General features: G+C 62.1%; 18 protein-coding genes. 7 read left to right on the top strand and 11 right to left on the bottom strand.

Annotated elements, in window-relative coordinates:
* Nucleotides 1–329: 329 nt before the first annotated feature.
* Entirely contained in the window at nucleotides 330–2561 is a 2232-nt protein-coding gene (locus tag LMG28727_RS11235) for an NADP-dependent isocitrate dehydrogenase (RefSeq protein WP_201642363.1), read from the top strand.
* A gap of 152 nt (nucleotides 2562–2713) precedes the next feature.
* Here LMG28727_RS11235 and LMG28727_RS11230 read toward each other — a convergent pair whose 3' ends face one another.
* From LMG28727_RS11230 to LMG28727_RS11220, 3 genes are all read right to left on the bottom strand, one after another.
* Nucleotides 2714–2944: a hypothetical protein gene (locus LMG28727_RS11230; RefSeq protein ID WP_201642362.1), complete on the bottom strand. Its 231-nt coding sequence runs from the start codon at nucleotides 2942–2944 to the stop codon at nucleotides 2714–2716.
* A gap of 405 nt (nucleotides 2945–3349) precedes the next feature.
* The gene (locus LMG28727_RS11225; protein WP_201642361.1) at nucleotides 3350–4168 is read right to left on the bottom strand and encodes an alpha/beta fold hydrolase; all 819 of its coding nucleotides are present in this window, start codon (nucleotides 4166–4168) and stop codon (nucleotides 3350–3352) included.
* 320 nt (nucleotides 4169–4488) lie between these two features.
* Nucleotides 4489–5508, bottom strand: coding sequence for a LysR family transcriptional regulator (locus LMG28727_RS11220; protein WP_201642360.1), 1020 nt, complete (start codon nucleotides 5506–5508; stop codon nucleotides 4489–4491).
* Nucleotides 5509–5959: 451 nt separating this feature from the next.
* On the opposite strand from LMG28727_RS11220, the gene LMG28727_RS11215 reads away from it, so the two are divergent.
* Both LMG28727_RS11215 and LMG28727_RS11210 read left to right on the top strand, forming a co-directional pair.
* Nucleotides 5960–7219, top strand: coding sequence for an MFS transporter (locus LMG28727_RS11215; protein ID WP_201642359.1), 1260 nt, complete (start codon nucleotides 5960–5962; stop codon nucleotides 7217–7219).
* Between the two features lie 234 nt (nucleotides 7220–7453).
* Entirely contained in the window at nucleotides 7454–8593 is a 1140-nt protein-coding gene (locus LMG28727_RS11210; RefSeq protein WP_201642358.1) for an alkene reductase, read from the top strand.
* On the opposite strand, the gene LMG28727_RS11205 is transcribed toward LMG28727_RS11210, so the two are convergent.
* The 3 genes from LMG28727_RS11205 to LMG28727_RS11195 form a co-directional block, all read right to left on the bottom strand.
* On the bottom strand, nucleotides 8590–9504 hold the full coding sequence (locus LMG28727_RS11205) for a LysR family transcriptional regulator (RefSeq protein ID WP_201642410.1): 915 nt from the start codon (nucleotides 9502–9504) through the stop codon (nucleotides 8590–8592). The two genes, LMG28727_RS11210 and LMG28727_RS11205, sit on opposite strands and share 4 nt — an antisense overlap.
* 162 nt (nucleotides 9505–9666) lie before the next feature.
* Nucleotides 9667–9909, bottom strand: coding sequence for a TetR family transcriptional regulator C-terminal domain-containing protein (locus tag LMG28727_RS34760; RefSeq protein WP_407945839.1), 243 nt, complete (start codon nucleotides 9907–9909; stop codon nucleotides 9667–9669).
* Nucleotides 9910–10078: 169 nt separating this feature from the next.
* Nucleotides 10079–10789 (bottom strand): FadR/GntR family transcriptional regulator, encoded by a 711-nt coding sequence (locus LMG28727_RS11195; RefSeq protein WP_201642357.1) that lies wholly within the window; start codon nucleotides 10787–10789, stop codon nucleotides 10079–10081.
* 454 nt (nucleotides 10790–11243) lie between these two features.
* Between LMG28727_RS11195 and LMG28727_RS11190 the strand changes: the two genes are divergently transcribed.
* From LMG28727_RS11190 to kdgD, 3 genes are all read left to right on the top strand, one after another.
* Nucleotides 11244–12575 carry an MFS transporter gene (locus LMG28727_RS11190; RefSeq protein ID WP_201642356.1) on the top strand — a complete coding sequence of 444 codons (1332 nt, stop codon included), beginning with the start codon at nucleotides 11244–11246 and terminating at the stop codon, nucleotides 12573–12575.
* A gap of 147 nt (nucleotides 12576–12722) precedes the next feature.
* On the top strand, nucleotides 12723–14075 hold the full coding sequence (gene gudD / locus LMG28727_RS11185; RefSeq protein ID WP_201642355.1) for a glucarate dehydratase: 1353 nt from the start codon (nucleotides 12723–12725) through the stop codon (nucleotides 14073–14075).
* Between the two features lie 97 nt (nucleotides 14076–14172).
* Nucleotides 14173–15090, top strand: a complete 918-nt coding sequence (kdgD, locus tag LMG28727_RS11180) for a 5-dehydro-4-deoxyglucarate dehydratase (protein ID WP_201642354.1) — start codon at nucleotides 14173–14175, stop codon at nucleotides 15088–15090.
* Nucleotides 15091–15292: 202 nt separating this feature from the next.
* Here the strand turns inward: kdgD and LMG28727_RS11175 are convergent, their stop codons facing one another.
* The 3 genes from LMG28727_RS11175 to LMG28727_RS11165 all read right to left on the bottom strand — a co-directional run bounded on the left by LMG28727_RS11175 (nucleotide 15293) and on the right by LMG28727_RS11165 (nucleotide 19021).
* Entirely contained in the window at nucleotides 15293–16801 is a 1509-nt protein-coding gene (locus LMG28727_RS11175; RefSeq protein ID WP_201642408.1) for an MFS transporter, read from the bottom strand.
* A gap of 316 nt (nucleotides 16802–17117) precedes the next feature.
* Entirely contained in the window at nucleotides 17118–17573 is a 456-nt protein-coding gene (locus LMG28727_RS11170) for a type II 3-dehydroquinate dehydratase (RefSeq protein WP_201642353.1), read from the bottom strand.
* A gap of 83 nt (nucleotides 17574–17656) precedes the next feature.
* A complete protein-coding gene (locus LMG28727_RS11165) occupies nucleotides 17657–19021 on the bottom strand; it encodes an MFS transporter (RefSeq protein ID WP_201642352.1) in 1365 nt (454 codons plus the stop codon).
* A gap of 266 nt (nucleotides 19022–19287) precedes the next feature.
* Here LMG28727_RS11165 and LMG28727_RS11160 point away from each other — a divergent pair, with 266 nt between their 5' ends.
* Nucleotides 19288–20067, top strand: coding sequence for an IclR family transcriptional regulator (locus LMG28727_RS11160; protein WP_201642351.1), 780 nt, complete (start codon nucleotides 19288–19290; stop codon nucleotides 20065–20067).
* A 15-nt stretch (nucleotides 20068–20082) separates the two neighbouring features.
* Here the strand turns inward: LMG28727_RS11160 and LMG28727_RS11155 are convergent, their stop codons facing one another.
* A complete protein-coding gene (locus LMG28727_RS11155; protein ID WP_201642350.1) occupies nucleotides 20083–21150 on the bottom strand; it encodes an SDR family oxidoreductase in 1068 nt (355 codons plus the stop codon).
* 103 nt (nucleotides 21151–21253) lie between these two features.
* Nucleotides 21254–22117 (bottom strand): intradiol ring-cleavage dioxygenase, encoded by an 864-nt coding sequence (locus LMG28727_RS11150; protein ID WP_201642349.1) that lies wholly within the window; start codon nucleotides 22115–22117, stop codon nucleotides 21254–21256.
* Nucleotides 22118–22140 lie beyond the last annotated feature (23 nt).

Here is a 22140-nt window from a genome sequence, read left to right as displayed (position 1 = left end):
ATATTTAGCTCAGACAAGATAAATTTGCCGCACCGCACCACCGGAAAGTTGTCTCAAGTCATCTATAAGACACATGTCTTAAAAGTCTTGTATTTCGCGCTAAGCCTTATGTGGCGGGGCTTGATCCCGTCGAGCGCGTTTCGCGGATATGTTTGTTTAGCAGCGAATAGAGGAAAACACGCATATACTCACGGTCTGGCCGTAAAAAGTGGTGCCGTGGGTCGCGCGGCGTTTTTGCTGCGTTTCGCTGGGTTGTCTGTTCCGTCGCCAATCGCTGGCTCAGCGCGACCAACGCTCTGTCTATCACCTCACTTAGCAAAGCATCAAACATGTCCACATCGCCGAAGATCATCTACACCCTGACCGATGAAGCGCCTGCACTGGCGACCTATTCGCTGCTGCCGATCGTTAAGGCGTTCACGCGCTCGTCCGACGTGATCGTTGAAACGCGCGATATCTCGCTGGCCGGCCGGATCATTGCTGCATTTCCCGACTACCTGAGCGCCGAGCAAAAGGGCCCGGACGATCTGGCTGAACTGGGTGGGCTGACCACGCGTCCGGAAGCGAACATCGTCAAGCTGCCGAACATCAGCGCTTCGGTGCCGCAACTGAAGGCCGCGATCGCCGAACTGCGCGACCAGGGCTACAAGCTGCCGGCTTACCCGGACGTCGCTACGACCGACGAAGAGAAAGACGTCAAGGCTCGCTACGACAAGATCAAGGGCAGCGCCGTGAACCCGGTGTTGCGCGAAGGCAATTCGGATCGCCGCGCGCCGTTGTCGGTGAAGAACTACGCACGCAAGCACCCGCACAAGATGGGCGCGTGGAGCGCGGACTCGAAGTCGCACGTGTCGCACATGAGCAGCGGCGATTTCTACGGTAGCGAAAAGTCGGCGCTGATCGCAGCAGCCGGCGCCGTGAAGATCGAGCTGACGGCTGCGGATGGCTCGAAGACGGTTCTGAAAGAAAAGACGGCGGTGCAGGCGGGCGAGATCATCGACGCATCGGTGCTGAGCAAGAACGCGCTGCGCAGCTTCATCGAAGCAGAAATCGCCGACGCAAAGAAGAACGACGTGCTGTTCTCGGTGCACCTGAAGGCCACGATGATGAAGGTCTCGGACCCGATCATCTTCGGCCAGGTCGTCTCGGTGTTTTACAACGACGTGCTGACCAAGCACGCTGAAGCGCTGGCGAAGGTCGGCTTCAATCCGAACAACGGTATCGGCGATCTGTACGCGCGTCTGAAAGACCTGCCGGCGGAAACGGTTGCTCAAATCGAAGCCGATATCAAGGCGCAATACGAACAGCGTCCGCATCTGGCCATGGTCAACTCGGACAAGGGCATCACCAGCCTGCACGTGCCGAGCGACGTGATCGTCGACGCCTCCATGCCGGCCATGATCCGCGAGTCGGGCAAGATGTGGGGCGCCGACGGCGCACTGCACGACGCGAAGGCGGTGATTCCGGACCGTTGCTACGCTGACGTGTACGAGGCTGTGATCGAAGACTGCAAGAAGCACGGCGCATTCGACCCGGTCACGATGGGCACGGTGCCGAACGTCGGCCTGATGGCGCAAGCCGCTGAAGAATACGGTTCACACGACAAGACGTTCCAGATCGCGGCGAATGGCGTGGTTCGCGTGACCGACGCAAGCGGCGCGGTCCTGATCGAGCAACCGGTTGAAGCGGGCGACATCTTCCGTATGTGCCAGACCAAAGACGCGCCGGTCCAGGACTGGGTCAAGCTGGCGGTCAACCGTGCCCGCGCGTCAAACACGCCGGCTGTGTTCTGGCTGGACGCGGCTCGTGCGCACGACGCGCAGATCATCAAGAAGGTTGAGCAATACCTGAAGGACCACGACACCAGCGGTCTGGACATTCGTGTGCTGACGCCGGTCGAAGCAACGAAGTTCTCGGTCGAACGTATCCGTGCCGGCAAAGACACGATTTCGGTCACCGGCAACGTGCTGCGCGATTACCTGACCGACCTGTTCCCGATCATGGAACTGGGCACCAGCGCGAAGATGCTGTCCATCGTCCCGCTGATGGAAGGCGGCGGTCTGTTCGAAACGGGGGCAGGCGGTTCGGCTCCGAAGCACGTTCAGCAACTGGTCGAAGAAGGCTTCCTGCGTTGGGACTCGCTGGGCGAATTCCTGGCGCTGGCTGCGTCGCTCGAACATCTGAGCAACGCGTACCACAATCCGAAGGCGCAAATTCTGGCCAAGACGCTGGATCAGGCTACGGGCAAGTTCCTCGACAACGACAAGTCGCCGGCGCGCAAGGTTGGCGGTGGTATCGACAATCGCGGCAGCCACTTCTACCTCGCGCTGTACTGGGCCGAAGCACTGGCTGCACAAACCGAAGACGCGGCGCTGCAAGCGCAGTTCGCGGGTGTGGCGAAGGCCATGGCTGAGAACGAAGCGAAGATCGTTGCCGAACTCGGCGCAGTGCAGGGCAAGCCGGCGGAGATTGGCGGCTACTATCGTCCGAACACGGAACTGACGAGCAAGGCAATGCGCCCGAGCGCGACGCTGAATCAGATCGTTGATTCGGTCGCTTAATACGCTCAAGCTGGCAGCTGCTGCGACTGAAGCCGCGACGCAATTCGCACTGAAGTAAGCAGTCAACACGACGATGGCGCTCCTGAGCGCCATTGTCGTTTTTACGTCCACATCTGCATTCACATCAACGAGGCCAGCTGTCATGCTCGCCATCAAACGTGAACGATTTCCCAGTCCGCGAGCTTCTCGGGAATTTCAAGCATCGACGTATCGTCGCCTTCCGACAGATGCGGGCAGGTCACGCCGCGCGCGAGGTCGTCGGCAGCCTGTTGCGGGCTGTTGAATTCACCGAGTGTCTCATTGCCGTAGGTTGCCTCCCAACCGTCTTGTCCCGGCAAAATGTAGAACGCTCCCTGGGTCGATCCAAAGCGAAAGCCTTTCATTTTTCATCTCCCAATTGCGATTTAGAAATCGTCATGCCGAGGCAGCTTCCTGCCCAGGTTGTGGGACCGGTCGGACGGTGTTTCTGCCCTCCGATCAACTCAACCGTGTAAAGCGTCGGCTCTTGTAAAAGAGTCTACGTCAGCATCCGGGGGCGCAAGTGGGTGTTAAAGGCTTCGCTTTTATAAAAATTATCGTTTAAAAATAAATACTTATAATTTTAATTTCACGATATGCAACGCCCGGTGACATTGCGAAATGCCGCGTTTGTGCCACGCACAACGATTTTTTACGAAGCGCGGGTTCTTATCACATCGTGAAATTTTAAGGGCTTGACGCGCGGTTTTGCCGCGGAGGGGCGTCAACGTGACGCGGCGTGGCGACTCACCACCGCGCCTCAATGCGTCTCACGGAAGAATCCGGCGCAGAAAATCGAGCACCGCGCGATTGAACTGCGCCGGCCTTTGCAGCGGCGCGAAGTGGCTGACGTCAGGCAGCGCGAGCAACTCCGCGCCGGGGATGCTGCGGGCGATGTGCTCGGCGTGCTCTGGTTTGATGAATTCGTCGTGCTCGCTCTGGGCGACCGTGACCGGCACCTTGATCCGCGCCAGATCTTGCGCAGAGTAATTGGGCTGCGTCTTCTGCATGTGGCTGACGGCGGCGACGAAGGCGTCGAACTCGTCTGGCGTCGCGGAAAGCTGTCGGTAGTCTTTGGTGTGCCGGCTAAAACATCGCTCGATAACCGGCGTCAACACGAATTCCTTCGTGCCGCTCGGGTCCATGTTGCAGCCGAAGTAGAACACGCCCGCCACGCGCTCAGGCGCGCTCGCGCCGAGAATCAGCGCGACGCACGCGCCGTCGCTCCAGCCCACCATCGCGGCACGCTCTATACGCAGCGTGTCCATCACGGCGAGCACGTCGGACGCCATCAACTCGTAGCTGTACGGACGCGCGTCGCGTGTGCTGCGGCCGTGGCCGCGGCTGTCGATTGCGATCACGCGATAACCCGCGTCCGCCAGCGCCGGCACCTGGTAGCCCCAATTGCCGCTGTTGCCGAGGCCGCCGTGCAGCAGGATCACCGGTGCGCCCGCGCCGTAGGCGGCGTACCAGATGCGCGCGGCGTCGTGCTCGACATGTCCGCTTTCGTTCGATGCAGGCAGCGGCGCCGCGCCGTGGACGTCGAAGTTGTCGAGGGTGTCGTCGCTAATTTGAGTGGCGGGTTCCATGTTTCGTCTCCGTCGAAGCTGTGTTCTTCTGTTGGCGCGTCAGTGTTAGAGCCCCCCAGCCAGCGCCATCAGGTCGCGGCGAACAGCGGAACCAGCAAAGCTTCGGGTTTCGCTTCGCTCATGCTTGTCGCTCCGTGGATGACCCGGGTGGCCTTGGCCGGTTTTCGCTGCTCCTGCCGCCAGGTCCGCCTTCCCGCTTCGTTTCAAGCTGCTGCTGTCTGAAGTACGAAGCGTAAGCCAGGCGCCCGACGATTGAATCACCGAATCGTCGTAGGGGTTAATTTCGGACGACGCGCGGTTTCATGCCTCGCGCATCGCTCTCAACGGGCCGGCTCTTCCCATGGCGGCAGCGGCTGCCATGCGTCAACCAGGGCATCGATAAAAAGACGCACCTTCGGCGTCAGGTGCCGCCGTGTCGGATAGACTGCGCGGATCGGCAGGCCGTCCATCGCGAAGGATTGCAGCAACGGCCGCAAGCGGTCCTGTCTGATTTCGGCGGCGAGGAGGTAGGAGGGCAGATTGACGATGCCCGCGCCGCGCGCAGCCGCACCGATCAACGCCTCGGCGCTGTCCATCTTCAATCGGCCGCCCGTTTCCACGGGCGGTTGCTCGAAGCCGTTAAAAAGCCACGGCTGCGGACGCCCAGCGCTGACGAAGTGCAGGCACTCGTGCTGCATCAGATCAGGCGGGGTTGCCGGTATTCCCCGGCGCTCCAGATACGCGGGCGACGCGCAGGTGATCAGTCGTTGCGTTGCCACCGTGCGGGCGATCAACCGCGAATCCGGTTTAGGCTCGCCGACGCGGATCGCAACGTCGAAACCTTCGTCGACGAGATCGACGAAGCGGTCCGTGAAGCTGACTTCGGCCGATACCGCCGGCCAGCGTTCGAGAAACGCCTCGATGACCGGCAGGACCTGACGATGGCCGAGTCCGATGGGCAGGCTGATGCGCAAAGTTCCTACCGGTGTTGCACTGCGTACCGCCATCGCGGTTTCGGTTTCTTCGAGGTCGTCGAGAATCTGCGTGCAGCGCGCGAAGAACACGGAGCCGTCGTCCGTGAGACCGAGACTATGCGGAGTGCGATGCAACAGTCGCACCTGCAAATGTGCTTCGAGTCGCGCAACGATCTTGCCGACCGCCGAACGTGTAAGGCCGAGTTGCTGCGCCGCCGCCGTGAAACTGCCGGCTTTGACTACGGCGACGAACGTCGCGATGTCGTTGATATTGCCGAGCGCCAAATCGGAACCTCCCGGGTGGATGCCTGCAAAGCGACGGAACGCGTGAGTCGAGTCTGCTGTTGGCGGCCAGATCGCCGTGCCAGTGCTGACGGCGATTGCCACCTAGCCGTCACCAAGCGGCACTGAGCCGCCACCAAGCACCACTAAGCCGCCACCAAGCGGCATCAAGCGGCATCAAGCGGCATCAAGCGGCATCAAGCGGCATCAAGCGGCACCAAGCGGCACCAAGCGCCACCAAGCGCCACCAAGCGACACCAAGCGACACCAAGCGACACCAAGCGACACCAAGCGGCATCAAGCGCCACCACGCGCCACCAAGCGACACCAGGCGGCACCAAGCGCCACCAAGCCGCCACCAAGCCGGCACCAAGCCGCCACCAAGCACCCCCTGGCGCGTCCCGATAATATCGCGGCGCCCGTCTGTCGCGCTGATGGGGAGCCACATTCCCCATCGATCCTTCTACTCTCCGTTTCAGAAAGTCGTATTGACCGGCGGTCACGTCAGCGCAGCGACGCTCCGCCGGTTCCCAATATTTCGAATCGGAGAATTTCCATGGATGCCAATCAACTAGCCTGCCCGTCCGCGCCACAGGTGGCCGTGGGCGACGGCGCAGCACTTTTACCGACGCTCGACGCCCCCGCGCGCGGACCGTCGTGGGCGGCGGTTTTATCGGTCGCGGTCGGGTCGTTCGCGTTCGTGGCGACCGAATACATGCCGGTTGGCCTGTTGCCGCAGATCGCGCACGACCTCGGCGTGACGCCGGGCACCGCTGGTCTGATGGTGACGACCCCGGGCGTCATCGCCGCGATCTCCGCACCGGTGTTGCTGCTGGCGGCGGGGCGCATCAACCGGCGGCTGATCCTGTTGCTGCTGGCCGCGCTGCTGCTGGCGTCGAACGTGATGTCGGCGCTCGCACCGAGCTTTGCCGCAATGCTGGCGGGACGCGCTTTGCTGGGCGCGAGCCTCGGCGGCTTCTGGACGGTCGCGCTCGGTGCGTCGGGGCAACTCGTGCGAGAAGACCAGGCGGCCCGCGCCGGCGCGACGATCTTCATGGGTATCACGCTGGCGACGGTGGTCGGCGTGCCGCTCGGCACCTTGATCGCCGATCTTAGTTCCTGGCGCGTGTCGTTCTTCGCGACCGCCGTGCTCGCTGCGCTCGCGCTGGCGGCGCAGGCCGCGTTCCTGCCGTCACTGCCGCCCAAAGCGGCGATTCGTCCCGACGATTTCCGCGCGATGCTGGGCCGCCCAACCGTGCGCCGCAGTCTGTTGCTGGTCGGCCTGCTGTTCGGCGCGCACTTCGCGGCTTATACGTACATCGCGCCGTTTCTCGAACGCAATGCATCGTTTGGTGCTTCGTGGATTACGGCCGTGCTGCTGGGCTTCGGCGTTGTCGGGTTCGGCGCGAATTTCGCGGTCTCGGCGGTCGTCGCGCGGCATCTGAAGGCGTCGTTGCTGTCGTTGGGCGGGTTGCTGGCGCTTGCGTTGTTGGCGTTGCCGATGCTCCAGGCGTCGCATGCTGCCGTGATCGCGGCGGTGCTGCTGTGGGGCATCGCGTATGGCGCGATTCCGCTGAGCCTGAGCATCTGGATGCAATGGACTTCGCCGGATCGGCCGGAAGCGGGTTCGTCGATGTTCGTCAGCACAGTGCAGACGTCGATCGCGCTCGGCTCGCTCGCTGGCGGCGCGGTGGTCGACCACCTCGGGATTGCGTCGACGATGCATCTCGGCGGCGTTCTTGCCGTGCTCAGCATGATCGTGATCCTGACGTTCGGCACGCGTCACACGAGTCTCAAGGATGCGCTCGGCAAGTAGCCGGCTCCCGCTGAAACACACAGGCTCAGCCATCGCAACAATCGATGCATGCCGTCCATCCCAACACCCGTCAGGCTTCCAGCACATTGCGGACTGCACGGTCCGGAGTCTTCGGAAGGGCGGCCCGTTTTTCCCGACGAGCCGCACCTATAGATTGTTACCAACGCCAGACAACGCACCGAACGCCCGGCGGCAGTCATTCACCAGATCACTTTTGAGAGAAGAGAAAACGTCATGAGCAAGCTCTTTACGTCCGTCAAAGTAGGACCTTATGAATTCGCGCACCGCGTCGTGCTCGCCCCGCTGACACGGATGCGCGCCGAAGACGGCGCACGGCCAGGCCGTCTGATGGCCGAGTACTACGCGCAACGTACGTCGCCCGGCGCGTTGCTGATTGGTGAGGCGACGATCGCCGCCGCAAACGGCAACGGCTATCTCGGTGCGCCCGGTCTTTACGACGACAGCCAGATCGCCGGCTGGCGCGAAGTCACCGACGCCGTGCATGCGAAGGGCGGCCGGATCTTCCTGCAGCTTTATCACGCGGGACGTCAGTCGAACGCGCAATTGCAGCCCGATGGTGGTCAGCCGGTGGGTCCGTCTGAAGTGCTGCATGGCGGGGTCGCTTATACGGAGGCCGGCTGGGTTCCGAATACCCCGAACCGCGCATTGCAGATCGACGAGATCGCCGCGATTGTCGAGAGCTTCCGCACTGCCGCCGAACGCGGCGTGAAAGCGGGTTTCGACGGCGTCGAACTACACGGCGCGAATGGCTATCTGTTCGATCAGTTTCTTCAGGACGGCAGCAACCAGCGCACGGACGCCTACGGCGGCTCGTTCGACAATCGCGCGCGTCTGCTGATGGAAGCGACCCGCGCGGTGATTTCGGTGTGGGGCAGCGACAAGGTGGCGGTCCGTCTGGGCCCGAGCGGATCGTGGGGCGATATGTCCGATCGCGACCCGGTCGGTCTCTTCACGCATGTGGCGGAGCAACTCGCGAAGCTCGACCTCGCGTATCTGCATCTGATCGAGCCGCGCATCGCGGGCAATGTCGAGGACGAAAGCCGCAATCCTGACCCGGTCGCCGCGCGGACGATCCGCAAGCACTATCCAGGGACGATCATCGCGGCGGGCGGTTTCAAAGGCGATTCAGCGGAAGCGGTTCTGGCCGCTGGCGATGCCGACCTCGTCGCGTTTGGCCGCGATTTCATCGCGAATCCGGATTTGCCGGAGCGTTTGCGCCTTAAGCTGCCGCTGAACCCGTACGACCGGCCGACCTTCTTTGGCGGCACTGAAGTCGGCTATACCGACTATCCGTTCTATCGGGAAGAGGCCGAAGCTGAAGCCGACGCCGGAGCCGAAGCGCTGGCCGCCTAACCCCGTGCCTCAACCGCTGTCGGTGAAGTCGGAAATAGATGCTCGGTCAGATAATCGACGAAGGCCCGCGCCTTCGGCGAAATCTGCCGACCCGACGGCCACAGCGCGCGAAACACGCTGGGGCTGTCCAGATACGGGTCCAGCACCGCTACGAGCGAGCCTTCGGCAAGCCGTGCGCGCACCGTGAAGTCGGGCGCGCAGACGAGGCCGAGCCCCTGTTCCGCGAGCAGGATGAGCGGCTCGACGGCAGTAACGATCGCCACGGTCGGCAATTCGATATCGAGGGTCTCGCCGTCGCGGCTCAGCGGCCAGCGCCGCAATTTACCGGTGGTCGGAAAGCGATGCTGCAGGCACGCATGGTCGCGTAATTGCTCCGGCTCGGTCGGCACGCCGCGCCGCGCGAAGTACGCGGGCGAGCCGACGATCACCTGGCGGAACGTGCCCATCGTGCGCGTGATCAGCGTGGAATCGGCGACATCGCCAGTGCGGGTCGCCACGTCGAAGCCCTCTTCGATCACGTCGACCATCCGGTCGGAGAAATCGATATCGAGCGTGATGTCCGGATACGCGGTCATGAATGCGCCGATGACCGGCATCATCAATGTGCTCACCATTGGCATGCTCACGCGCAGCCGTCCGCGCGGTTCGGCATGGGCGAGCGCCAGTTCGGCTTCGGCAGCCTCGATCTCTTCGATGATCCGCTGACAGCGCGTCAGAAAAGTCACGCCCTCGGGTGTCAACGCAATGCTGCGTGTGCTGCGATGAAACAGGCGCACGCCGAGCCGTCCTTCGAGCCGTGAGATTGCCTTGCCCACCGCTGACGACGAGATGCCCAGCTGTCGGCCCGCTTCGGTGAAGCTGCGGGTTTCGGCGGCGCGGACGAACACGTTGAGCGAGCCGAACCGGTCCATCGCACCCGACGACGACGCGCCGTTCTCACCACTAACGGCGAGCGCCGCCGAATCCGTCTTCGCCATGGCGGAAATGGCGGAACGGCGGGCCGGATTGGGCGTCGTCATGGGGAACTCCTTGTCGTCAGGCGCGTTGCAAAACGTTCGAGAACAGCACTTCCTTCAGATTGACGACCGGCGCCGGGTCGCGTGCGTCCTCGCGCGCAGAAACGCGCCGTGCATCGACGATACGATGAATGTGGCTACCTGTTCGCAATTCGTGTCGGCCCGCAACGCGTGTGCGGCGACGGCGGCCTCCAGGCAATATAGAACGGACCTTTCCAATTCGGTGAAGATCGCATTCAGGCACGCGCGGATGGTGTCGCTGTCGTTGCCGCTGGAGTCGGCGGCGAAGTTGCCAGGCAGGCAGTCACTGCATGCATCGTTCAGGCTGCGAGGAATCCGCTCCTGAATCAGTACGGTTGTAGCTTTTTACTTGCTAGCCAAGGTGAGTGCGCAGGGCTCGGAAGCCCAGCGGGAATTGCTTCGCAAAAGACAGCAGCCGCGAATCAACCACGGCCGTCCTTACATACCGTCACTCGGCCGCTCTGCTCAACTCGTGCGCACGCCGCAGTCGTTCGCGGCTATTGCTCAAATGCATTCGCATCGCGGCGCGCGCATCGTCCGCGTCCTGGCGTTCAATCGCGCGATAGATCATCTGATGCTCGCTCAGCACATTGCGCAGATGCTCGACATGATCGAGTTCGGCGATTTCGGCAGAGCCGAGCCGGGTGCGCGGGCTGACCGCACGGCCTAGCTGGCTGAGCACATCGAAGAAATAGCGGTTGCCGCTTGCGCGCGCGATCTGCAAATGAAACTCGATGTCGTGCGCCACTGTGTCCGTACTGCCGCGTTCGAGTTCAGACTCGAAGCGCGTCAGCGCAGCCCGAATCTGCTTGAGATTCTGTTCCGTGCGACGTGTCGCGGCGAGCGCGGCCGACGCCGCCTCGACGTCGATCCGGAATTCGATGATGGCCATCACGTCCAGCATGTTGGACAGATCGGCGGTCGGCAACTGCATCGGCTTTTCGGACGAGGGCGTGAGCACGAAGGTGCCGATACCGTGCCGCGTCTCGACCACGTTGGCTGCCTGCAGACGTGAAATCGCTTCGCGAACCACGGAGCGGCTCACGGACAGTTGCTTCATCATCGCGACTTCGGTGGGAATGCGGTCGCCTGGCCTCAGGACGCCGCGGCGAATTTCATCGGAAAGGGTGGCCACCACCTTCTCAGTTAGGCTGCTCATGTTTTGTGGCTTGTTTGACTAATCGACGGAAAGGCATGCGTTTTCGCGGGGTGACGGCGCTGGCGCAATGGCCCGGCCATCATGGTGCCGGCCGGCATCGCGGGCGATGTCGTGGCCCGGTTTCTCATAAAGTATGGCACAGGACGTTTTGTTGAGTCCCATTTACGGAGTAGCGATGGTGGCGAGTTGTTCAGACGGCGACTCGTTGCGCATTGCACGGTGCGAGAGGTCTCAAATTAAGTCATCAGACGTCTTAGTTCGGTGAAAAACGCTCTTGATCCATATGCTCGCGTCTCGTATCTGCGGCTATTAACAGCGGATTTTACAGGGTAAACACCACATTGGAATCGCCAATCAAAAAAGGGTAGACTGTCGTCAGACAACGTATCACGCATCAAAAATGCGCAGCATGGCGTCAATCAAGCCGCCCGCCTGGCCGATACTGGAGACCCCCGTGACATCTGCTCTCAACCTGGCGGCCGATCCGCTGGAATCCGCGGTTTCGAAGGTCAAGCGACATGTGTTGCCGCTGTTCCTGATCATGTTCGTCGCCAATTACATCGACCGCGTGAACATCGGCTTCGTCAATTCGCACATGCAGACGGATCTGGGTATCGGCGCGGCGGCCTACGGTCTGGGCAGCGGCCTTTTCTTCATCGGCTATGCGCTGTTCGAAGTGCCGTCGAATGTGCTGATGCAGAAGTACGGCGCGCGCGCGTGGCTGACCCGCATCATGGGCACGTGGGGCCTCGTGGCGGGCGCGATGGCGTTTGTGTGGAACGACACGTCGTTTTATGTGCTGCGCTTTCTGCTTGGGGTGGCCGAGGCCGGTTTCTTCCCCGGCGTGGTCTTTTACTTCACGCAGTGGTTGCCGCAGAAAGAGCGCGGCAAGGCCGTCGCGGTGTTTCTGTCCGGCTCCGCGCTGGCGTCGGTGCTGTCCGGTCCGATCACGGGTTCGCTGTTGTCCATTCGCGGATTCGGCCTGCAAGGCTGGCAGTGGATGTTCCTGATCGAAGGCGGCTTTTCGATCGTGCTGTGCGGGGTGAGCTGGATGTTGTTGAAGTCGCACATTCGCGACGCCCACTGGCTGACCAAAGAAGAGCAGACGGTGCTCGCAAGGTCGATTGCCGTGGAGCAGGCCGAGCGTGACGCTCGCGGCGGCGTGCATCTGCCGACCATGAAGCTGTTGAAGGACCCGCAAATCCTGCTGTTCTGCTTTCTTTACTTCGCGATCCAGCTGACGATTTACGCGGCCACCTTCTGGTTGCCCACGATCATTCGCAAGATGGGCGGTCTCAGCGATTTCCAGGTCGGTATGTTCAATGCCATTCCGTGGCTGATCGCGATGGTCGGGATGTACGGCTTCGCGGTGCTGTCGGCGAAATGGCGTTTCCAGCAGGCCTGGCTGGCAGCGGCGCTGGTGATTGCAGCGTGCGGCCTGTTTGCGTCGACCTCGGGCAATCCGGTGGTGTCGTTTGTGGCGATCTGCTTCTCGGCGATCGGCTTCAAGGCAGCGGCGTCGTTGTTCTGGCCGATTCCGCAAGGCTATCTGGACGCTCGGGTCGCGGCCGGCGTGATCGCGCTGATCAACTCGCTGGGCAACCTCGGCGGCTTCTTCGCGCCGGCCACGTTCGGGTATTTGCAGCAGCACACCGGGTCGATCACCGGCGGTCTATATGGACTGGGCGTGGCTTCGTTGATTGCGGCGGCGGCAGGTTTCCTCACGCGCAACCGTCGCGGCGATAACGACGTGCTGCCCGATTCGCGGCACAGCAACGCGCATTGACTACACTGATTTTCAATACCGTTAGCCGATAGATACGCATTTTCTGGTTTTCATCCGGAGCGGGTATGGAGCGCGACGATCGCGATGGTGGCTAACCTCGCACTGCGTTCCATCCACCGGTTTTTTCACTCTACAGAACCTACTCTCATGTCATCGAACCTCTCCGAATCGAAGAACGCCACGCCCGTCGTCACTGAACTGCGCGTCGTGCCTGTCGCCGGCCGGGACAGCATGCTGATGAATCTGAGCGGCGCGCATGGCCCGTTCTTCACGCGCAACGTCGTGATCCTGCGCGACAGCGCGGGTAACACCGGTGTCGGCGAAGTGCCGGGCGGCGAGAGCATCCGCAAGACGATCGACGACGCGCGTCCGCTCGTCGTGGGTCAATCGATCGGCAATCTGCAGGCGATCCTGAACAAGGCCCGCACGCAATTCGCCGACCGCGACGCGGGTGGCCGTGGTCTGCAAACGTTCGATCTGCGCACCACCATTCACGCAGTGACTGCGCTCGAAGCGGCATTGCTCGATTTGCTGGGCCAGCACCTCGGCGTGCCGGTGGCGGCGCTGCTCGGCGAAGGCCAGCAACGCGACGAAGTGGAAATGCTCGGCTACCTGTTCTATATCGGCGATCGCAAGAAGACCGATCTGCCGTACGCGAGTGGCGCCGAAGGCCGCGATGACTGGGACCGCGTGCGCACTGAAGAGGCGATGACGCCCGAAGCGGTGGTCCGCCTGGCCGAAGCCGCGCAAGCCCGCTACGGTTTCAACGACTTCAAGCTGAAGGGCGGCGTGCTGCCCGGCGACGCCGAAATCGAAGCGGTCACCGCGCTGGCTGAACGCTTCCCGAACGCACGCGTCACGCTCGATCCTAACGGCGCATGGTCGCTGGCTGAAGCGGTGCGCCTGTGCCGCGACCAGCACGACGTGCTGGCCTACGCAGAAGACCCGTGCGGCGCGGAAAACGGCTATTCGGGCCGCGAGGTGATGGCCGAGTTCCGCCGCGCAACCGGCTTGCCGACGGCGACCAACATGATCGCAACCGACTGGCGTCAGATGGGTCACGCGATCCAGTTGCAGTCGGTGGATATTCCGCTGGCCGATCCGCATTTCTGGACGATGCAAGGCTCGGTGCGCGTCGCGCAAATGTGCAACGAGTGGGGCCTGACGTGGGGTTCGCATTCGAATAACCACTTCGACATTTCCCTCGCGATGTTCACGCACGTGGCGGCGGCGGCGCCAGGCAAAATCACGGCAATCGACACGCACTGGATCTGGCAGGACGGTCAGCGTTTGACGCGTGATCCGTTGCAGATCGTCGGCGGCAAGGTCAAGGTTCCTGAGAAAGCGGGCCTGGGTGTCGAGCTCGATATGGACGAACTCGAAAAGGCGCACGCGCTGTATCAGCAGCACGGCCTCGGTGCGCGCGACGATGGCGTCGCAATGCAATATCTGATTCCGAACTGGAAGTTCGACAACAAGCGCCCGTGCCTCGTGCGCTGAGACTTTCGACGGTCCGGGCGGCGGCGCAGCAAGCCGCGTCGTACCGCCCAAACCTGAAGCTATCCACGTATTTCACGCATTTAACGCGATTCACGCCATGACGACACCTCAAGAACTCAAAGCAATCGTTTCGGAAGGTCTGCTGTCCTTCCCCGTCACCGACTTCGACGCACAAGGCAACTTCCGCGCCGACACGTACGCTGAGCGCCTCGAATGGCTCGCCCCGTATGGCGCGTCGGCACTGTTCGTCGCCGGCGGCACGGGCGAATTCTTCTCGCTGACGCATGACGATTACTCCAACGTCGTGCGCACGGCAGCCGAAGTCTGCAAGGGCAAGGTACCGATCCTGGCCGGCGCTGGCGGCCCGACGCGCGTCGCGATCGACTACGCGAAGGAAGCCGAGCGTCACGGCGCCAACGGCATTCTGCTGATGCCGCATTACCTGACCGAAGCCTGCCAGGAAGGTATCGCCGCGCACGCTGAAGAAGTGTGTAAAGCCGTGCCGAACATGGGCGTGATCATCTACAACCGTGCCAATTCGAAGCTCAACGCCGACATGCTCGAAGGTCTGGCAGAACGCTGCCCGAACCTGATCGGCTTCAAGGACGGCGTGGGCGAGATCGAAAACATGGTGACGATCCGTCGTCGTCTGGGCGACCGCTTCTCGTACCTCGGCGGCCTGCCGACCGCTGAAGTCTACGCAGCGGCGTACAAGGCGCTGGGCGTGCCGGTGTACTCGTCGGCTGTGTTCAACTTCATCCCGAAGACCGCGATGGACTTCTACCGCGCAATCGCGGCTGACGACCACGCAACGGTCGGCAAGCTGATCGACGACTTCTTCCTGCCGTACCTGAAGATCCGTAACCGCCGTGCAGGCTACGCAGTCAGCATCGTCAAGGCTGGCGCGAAGCTGGTCGGCCACGACGCAGGCCCGGTCCGCGCTCCGCTGACCGACCTGACCGAAGAAGAAATGGGCATGCTCGACGTGCTGATCAAGAAGCTCGGCGCACAGTAATGCAGCCGGCGCCGCGGCCGCGATAACACCCTCGGCCGCGCGAACGAAGGGCCGCTAGACGGCTCCGCAACAAGCGCCCGGGACGGCAACGTCGCCGGGCGTTTTCTCGTCGGGAAGGCGGCGCGGCGAGCGTGCGGCGAGTGCGGCGCGTCCAATGACTGGCCGCGCACACCGACGCTCTTTCAGCGATGAGAGAGCCCGCTTAGCTCTTGCGAAACACGACGTGCGAAATACGCTGCACGAGCAGCGCGGCGACCAGTGAAGCAACCGCGGTCAGCCACACGCCGATATGAATCGACTGCACCAGAGCATCGCGTGCGGAATCGATCAGCGCCAACGTATCCAGCCCCGACGACTTCATATCCGCGATCAGCTTCACGCGCGATGCATCGTCGATGAGAATGCGCAGGTCGACAAAATGCGGCCGCCATTGCGACGCAGCCGGTTCGCCGAGCACGCTGATCGTACGCGTGACGACGCGGCTGTAATGATGCGCGACGACCGTCGCGACAATGCTCGTGCCCAGCATGCCGCCGACCATTCGGGTGGATTGCAGCAACGCGGTCGTGATGCCGAAGCGCTCACGTCCGGCGATCTCCTGGGCGAACACATTCAGATTGTTGAGGATGAAACCGAGGCCGATGCCGACTGCCGCCATTGGCAACTCGATCCGTACGGTCGGTGTATCGGGATTCGCGAACGCAATGCCGATCGACGCAAACAGCAGCAGCACGAAGCCGATCGACAGAATCTGCGTGGGCTTTTTCATGTGCACCACGATGCGCGTGTTCAGCAGGCTGCCGAGCGCAATACACGCGGCGATCGGCGTGGCAAGCAGCCCCGCCTGTTGCGGCGACAAACCAAAGCCGCCTTGCAGCAGCAAAGGCGCAAAGAAGATCAGCGAAAACATCGTGAAGCCGGACAGCATGCCAAGGGTGAACAGCGTGACGAGTTGCGGGTCTTTGAACAGATCCAGCGGAATGATGGGGTGCGTAGCGCGTTTTTCGCACATCAGCAACGCGATGGTGCCCGCGATCACGCAGACCCCAAGGATGGTCGTGCCAGTAGTCAGGCCGTGTTTGGGCACGCCTTCGATAAACGCTTGCAAGCCGCCCAGCACCCCGGCGACCAGCGCCGCGCCGAGCCAGTCGATCTTCACTTCGCCATCATGCGGCCGACGGAAAGCCGGCAGATGCGCCCAGATGAAATAGAGCGCCGCCGCGCCGACTGGCAGATTGATCAGGAAGGTCGAACGCCAGCCCCAGTGCTCGCTCATCCAGCCACCCAGCGAAGGACCGGCGGCGGTGCCGATACCGTACGCCGCCGCCATCACCACCTGCCAGCGAACCCGCGCACGCGGGTCGGGGAACAGATCCGGGATCGACGCGAACGCCGTGCCGACCATCATGCCGCCGCCAACGCCTTGCAAGCCGCGCGCGATTACGAGGAACAGCATGTCGTTCGCGACCCCGCATAGCACCGAGGCAACCGTGAACACGATTACCGCGGCGATCACGAAACGCTTGCGGCCGAAATAGTCGCCGAGCCGACCGAACACCGGCACCGTCACGACTGATGCCAGCAGATACGCGCTGGCGATCCATGCGTAGTATTCGAAGCCATGCAGTTCGGCGACGATCGACGGCAGCGCGGTGCTGACGACCGTCTGGTCGAGTGCCACCAACATGTTGACGAGGCCGATGCCGAGCATCGCAAACAGGGCGTTTCGAAACGGAAGGGCGGTCGTGGTGCTGGTCGAGGTCGAGTTCACGGAGCGGGCCGGGGGACGGTTCAGGTTGGGCGATGCGCGGCAGGTCGCAAGCCAGGGGTCATGGCAACTATATCGTGAAGTTGTCTGACCTCTTGAGCGTGGATTATACGGGTTTTCCCTTAGTAAAAATTATTTACCCGCGCTTTTGGGCAGGAATGGACGCGAAAAAGCCGTGCGACCTGCGCACGGCTTCGTGAAAGCTGCCTGGTTATACGATGTCGTCCGCTGCGGCGAGTGTTGGTTTTACGTCAACGATTCAGCCGAAACTGGGACTTTTGCCCAGCGCCATTGCCATCGCCTGCATCGCGACGAGATAGCCGCTCGCGCCGAGTCCGCAAATCACGCCGGTGGCTGCGCGCGAAATCAGCGAGTGGCGATAGGTTTCATCGCGCTTATGAATGTTGGTGATGTGAAGCTCGATCAATGGACGCTCGATCAACTTGACCGCATCGAGTACCGGCACCGACGCAAAAGAAAACCCCGCCGGATTGATGATGACCGCAGCATCCCGCTCGAATGCTTCCTGCAGCCAGTCGACCAGGGTCGCTTCGCTGTTGGTCTGGCGGAATTCGCATTGGAGTTCGAGCCGGGTCGCGAGCGCCTCCACCTGCTGCTGGATCTGCGCGAGCGTGGTCGTGCCATACAGATGCGGCTCGCGCTTGCCCAGCATGTTGAGGTTCGAGCCATTCAGTACATAAACGAGTTCAGTCATTATTCAGTCGCCTGTTTGCAAAATTCAGAGTGATGCGGGTGCTGCGCGTTGCCGTTGCCGCTGCCGTTTGCAGCCGAGGGCTGTTAGCCACGCCCGCCCGCCGCCGCGAAATCCGCTTCGCCGGTCACGGCTGCCGCCGAGTCGGTGCGATTCATGTCGATGCCGAGCGTTTCGCGTGCCGTCAGGATCATCACGAGCGAGATCACGTTGAAGACCACGCACACCGCGACGACGCCCCACGGCGAACCGTTGCAGACGGAAAAGAGCCAGACGGCCAGCACCGGCATCGGACCGCCCGCGATCAGATTGGCGCCGGTATAAGCGAGCGCCGAGCCGGAATAGCGCACGTTGGTCGGAAACGCTTCGGCGAACGCAACCGGCTGAATGCCGCTCTGGAACTGGGTGAAGCCAAGAAAGAAGCCCATTGCGGCGAGCATCGGCAGAAAGCTGCGGGTGTCGAGAATCTGGAAGTACACGAAGAGAATGAGCAGCGTCGCGGTCGAGCCGATCGCCAGTGCCGTCTTGCGGCCGATCCGGTCGCTCAGCATGCCGCCAGCCAGCGCGCCGACAATCGCGCAGACGTTCGCGCCCATCAGCAGCAGGAAGCCGGTCTGCTTCGGAATCGCGAGCGTCTTCGTGATGTAGCTCAGCGAAAACACGACGATCAGGTAGAAGATCGCCGCGGGGCCGCAGAAGAACAGCATCCAGCGCAGAACGGTGCGCCAGTGCAGGCGCAGTGCGTCGCGTAGCGGACTGCCCACGTGCACGACTTCGGTTTTGCGCAGCGCGACGAACGCGGGCGTTTCGCTGACCTTCAGCCGGATGTAGAGGCCGACGATCACGAGGATGAAGCTCAGCACGAACGGAACGCGCCAGCCATACGATTCGAAGGCCTGCGCCGTCATCGTCGATGACAGCAGGAGCAGCACGCCGTTGGCCATGATCTGGCTCAGTGGCGAACACAAGCCCAGCAGCCCCGAGTATTTGCCGCGCCGGTCGGGGCTTGCATGTTCGATGGCCATCAATTGCGCGCCGGTCGATTCGCCGCCCAGCGCGAAGCCTTGCAGAATGCGCAGCAGCACGAGCAGAACCGGTGCCCAGACGCCGATGCTGGCGTAGGTTGGCAACAGGCCCATCGCCATCGACGCGAAGCCCATGACGGTGACGGTGCCCAGCATCAGGTTGCGTCGCCCGAGCTTATCGCCGAGGTGTCCGCAGATGATCGCGCCGAGCGGCCGCGCGGCCAGTCCTACGCCGAAGGTGGCGAGCGAAGCGAGCAACGCCGACGTCGGGTCCATCGACGGGAAAAAGAGCCTTGGCAAAATTGTCGCGGCGAGTGCGCCGTAGAGCGTGAAGTCGAACCACTCGAGCGCGGTGCCGATCGCGGCGGCGGTGACCGCTCGCGTGCGCATGGCGGCGTGCGCACCGGGTTGCACATCCTGAATCATGTCGTCTCCTTATCTTTGTGCCGCGCGGAATGTCAGGTGACGAGCAGGGCTCGGCGACCCGCTTCCGCGCTTTGGTCTAGTTGTTTCGTTCGATCAAACCGTGGCCGTTCTGGCGCTCGATGAGCGAGGCCACGACCGTGAAACCAGCTTAGCACCCCTAGGTGGGACGCCATTCCAGGCTGGAATTTGATCTCATAATGTGCAAAACTGCGTTCGCCCGATCACAGCCAGGCGATGCATACACAGACGAAAACACGGAGACCGACATGCCCGGCGTCACGGAACGCACCCTCGCCGTCCTCGAATTTCTCGCCACTCAAATGGAGGGCACGCCGCTCGCGATGATCGCCGATGAACTCGATATTCCGAGGAGCGCGTGTCATCGGTTGCTGGTCGATCTGAAGCAATGCGGTTATGTGCGGCAATTGCGCGAGCATGGCGACTACGTGCTCACGACCAAGCTCGTAGGTCTTGGCCTTGGCTTTCTCGCAACCTCCGGCATTGTCGACATCGCGCAAACCATGCTCGACCGGCTGGCCGAAACATCGGGCGAACTGGTGCGGCTCGCGATCGTGGACGGCGACCGGTTGACGTGGGTCGCGAAAGCGCAGGGCGCGTTGAAGGGGCTGCGCTACGACCCGGACATGGGCATGGACACGATCCTGTCGTGCAGCGCCACGGGCCACGCATGGATGATGACCATGACCGACGAGCGCGCACTCGAACTCGTATCGCGGCAGGGCTTTGGACAGCCGAAACACTATGGTCCGAACGCGCCGACCACGATTGCCGGTTTGCTGAAGTTCGTCCACGCCGCGAGGGAAAGAGGCTATGCGACGATCAACGAGGTTTTTGCGCCCGGCATGACAGCGATGGCCGCGCCTGTGCAGCGGCGCGGCTATGCGGCGATGGGCGTAATCAGTATTGCGGGGCCGCTTGTCAGACTCGACGAAAAGCGCATGGAGAAGCTCGGGCCGACCTTGCTCGCGGCCGCCACGGAGCTGGCCGCCGCGAGTCATGCATCGCCATTGTTCAGCAGGCGTTAGCCCGCTGCCTCAAGTTCATTGCGGAATGATCCGCTCTGCCTTTAAGCGGTCGAACAACGCGAAGAACGCATCGGGTGTGCTCTGATAATCGAGGAAGCCTGCTTTGCGGCTTTTCGTCATATCGGTGAGGACTTCCATCGGACGGCCGAGGTCCGCGTCGGTGTGCCACCACGATGCAAGCTTGCCAAGATCTGCTTCCTTGAGATTGAGGCGCGCCGCGATGTCAGCCCACGTTTTTTCAGCGTCCTGCATTCGCCCTTCCAGCGGACGCGTCTCGCCATCGAATGGTTGTCCTTCAATGCCGAAGTAAGCAGCGATTTGCGGCCACAGCCATTGCCAGCGGAACACGTCGCCATTGACCACGTTGAAGTCTTCGTTGCGCGCATTCGGCGACGTGGCCGCCCACTCGAGATGCCGCGCGAGCAATCTGGCGTCGGTCATGTCGGTGAGGCTGTTCCATTGCGCCGCCGACCCCGGGAAGATAAACGGCTGACCGGTCTCTTTGCACAACGACGCATAGACCGCGAGCGTCACGCCCATGTTCATCGCATTGCCGAGCGCGTAGCCGATGATCGTATGCGGACGATGCACGCTCCAGCTAAAACCATCACGCTTGGCGGCTTCGAACAACCGGTCTTCCTGCTCGTAGTAGAAGTTGTCGACCGGCTGGCGGCCCTGTTCCTCGCGAAACGGCGTGATCGGCACGGCGCCGGTCGCATACGCTTCGAACGGTCCGAGATAATGCTTCAGACCGGTGACTAGCGCCGCGTGCACGAGTGTGCCGGATGGACCTACAGCGTCCATCACGTGCTTGACCATCGCGCCATTCACGCGAATGTTTTCTTTCTCCGTCGCTTGTCGCGACCACGCGGTAAAGAACACGTGGCTGAAGGACTTGCCGCTAAGCGCCGCGCTAACGGAGTCGGCTGAATTCAGGTCGGCGGTAATCGCTTCGATTGCCGGTGACACGGGTGTGCGGCCACGCGAAAGGCCGGACACGTGCCAGCCATTTGCAATTAGCTGGTCTGCGAGATTGCCGCCGACAATGCCGCTCGCGCCAATGATTAGTGCTCGTTTTTCCATGAGTGAGAAGTCGTCGAATAACGGTTTGTGGACACGGTGAGGTTCTGCGACCTGGGTTGAACCGCGAAAGAGAGTGTCTCCAACGTTGAGGGAATGACCCGCGTCACGCTGACCGGTTCAGTACGAAGTCGAAGTCGAGCGTGCTGAACGGCGTAGTCATCCGGGTGCCGTCCGGCGCGCTGCCCGCTTCGTGACGTTGCCACTGCGCGACGAGCGACGAGCGCACACCGAAGACGGCATCGGAATCCAGGTACTGGTCGCCTTCGCGGAATACATGCGTGACGAGGCGTTCGTAGCCCGGTGCGGTAATCATGAAATGCAGATGCGCAGGCCGCCACGGATGACGGCCCAGTGCTTCGAGCATGCGTCCGACGGGGCCGTCGTGTGGAATCGGGTAAGGCTCGGCGACGATCGAACGGAAATGAAAGCGCCCGTCGTCACGACTGTGCAGCATGCCGCGCGCGCGATGGGTGTCGTCGCCAGTGTGTTGCACGTCGTAGAAGCCGTCCGCGTCGGCTTGCCATACTTCGATGCGCGCGTTAGCGATTGCTTCGCCTGCAGGCCCTTTGACCGAACCGGAGACGAAGCACGGTTCGCCGCGCGCGCCGTTCGAGACGTCATCGCCGTTGCGATACGCGGGCGCACCTTCGACGAAGAACGGCCCGAAGACGGTCGCTTCCGTGCAACCTTGAGGTTTGCGATTCGCCATCGCGGTGACGAGCATCGACAAACCGAGCGTGTCTGACAGCAGAATGAATTCCTGACGCCTGTCGTCGGTAATGTGACCGACGTCGGTCAGAAAACCGATACCCTGTTCCCATTCGCGCTCAGTCAGATTGACCTCTCGTGCAAACGCATGCAGATGCTGCACGAGGCTCGTGACGATGGTTTTGAGCCGTTCATTGCCGGCCCCTGCGTGGCGGGCCAGCACGGCCTCGGTGATGGTGTGTTCGTCCAGATTGCGCATGACCGTGGTGTCTCCTTCCTTCG

This window comes from Paraburkholderia metrosideri, assembly GCF_904848625.1.
In the GTDB taxonomy this organism is placed as follows: domain Bacteria; phylum Pseudomonadota; class Gammaproteobacteria; order Burkholderiales; family Burkholderiaceae; genus Paraburkholderia; species Paraburkholderia metrosideri.
The sequence above is the reverse complement of the archived record's forward strand: the minus strand, read 5'-3'. Positions and strand labels throughout refer to the sequence as shown.

Excerpts from the sequence above, each read along its gene's own strand:
- LMG28727_RS11205 (WP_201642410.1), bottom strand. The coding sequence starts at position 9,504 with ATGGACCGGTTCGGCTCGCTCAACGTGTTCGTCCGCGCCGCCGAAACC.
- LMG28727_RS11165 (WP_201642352.1), bottom strand. The coding sequence starts at position 19,021 with ATGATTCAGGATGTGCAACCCGGTGCGCACGCCGCCATGCGCACGCGA.
- kdgD (WP_201642354.1), top strand. The coding sequence starts at position 14,173 with ATGACGACACCTCAAGAACTCAAAGCAATCGTTTCGGAAGGTCTGCTG.
- LMG28727_RS11175 (WP_201642408.1), bottom strand. The coding sequence starts at position 16,801 with ATGCTCGGCATCGGCCTCGTCAACATGTTGGTGGCACTCGACCAGACG.
- LMG28727_RS11170 (WP_201642353.1), bottom strand. The coding sequence starts at position 17,573 with ATGACTGAACTCGTTTATGTACTGAATGGCTCGAACCTCAACATGCTG.
- gudD (WP_201642355.1), top strand. The coding sequence starts at position 12,723 with ATGTCATCGAACCTCTCCGAATCGAAGAACGCCACGCCCGTCGTCACT.
- LMG28727_RS11150 (WP_201642349.1), bottom strand. The coding sequence starts at position 22,117 with ATGCGCAATCTGGACGAACACACCATCACCGAGGCCGTGCTGGCCCGC.
- LMG28727_RS11230 (WP_201642362.1), bottom strand. The coding sequence starts at position 2,944 with ATGAAAGGCTTTCGCTTTGGATCGACCCAGGGAGCGTTCTACATTTTG.
- LMG28727_RS11235 (WP_201642363.1), top strand. The coding sequence starts at position 330 with ATGTCCACATCGCCGAAGATCATCTACACCCTGACCGATGAAGCGCCT.
- LMG28727_RS11225 (WP_201642361.1), bottom strand. The coding sequence starts at position 4,168 with ATGGAACCCGCCACTCAAATTAGCGACGACACCCTCGACAACTTCGAC.
- LMG28727_RS11155 (WP_201642350.1), bottom strand. The coding sequence starts at position 21,150 with ATGGAAAAACGAGCACTAATCATTGGCGCGAGCGGCATTGTCGGCGGC.
- LMG28727_RS11160 (WP_201642351.1), top strand. The coding sequence starts at position 19,288 with ATGCCCGGCGTCACGGAACGCACCCTCGCCGTCCTCGAATTTCTCGCC.
- LMG28727_RS11210 (WP_201642358.1), top strand. The coding sequence starts at position 7,454 with ATGAGCAAGCTCTTTACGTCCGTCAAAGTAGGACCTTATGAATTCGCG.
- LMG28727_RS11195 (WP_201642357.1), bottom strand. The coding sequence starts at position 10,789 with ATGAGCAGCCTAACTGAGAAGGTGGTGGCCACCCTTTCCGATGAAATT.
- LMG28727_RS11215 (WP_201642359.1), top strand. The coding sequence starts at position 5,960 with ATGGATGCCAATCAACTAGCCTGCCCGTCCGCGCCACAGGTGGCCGTG.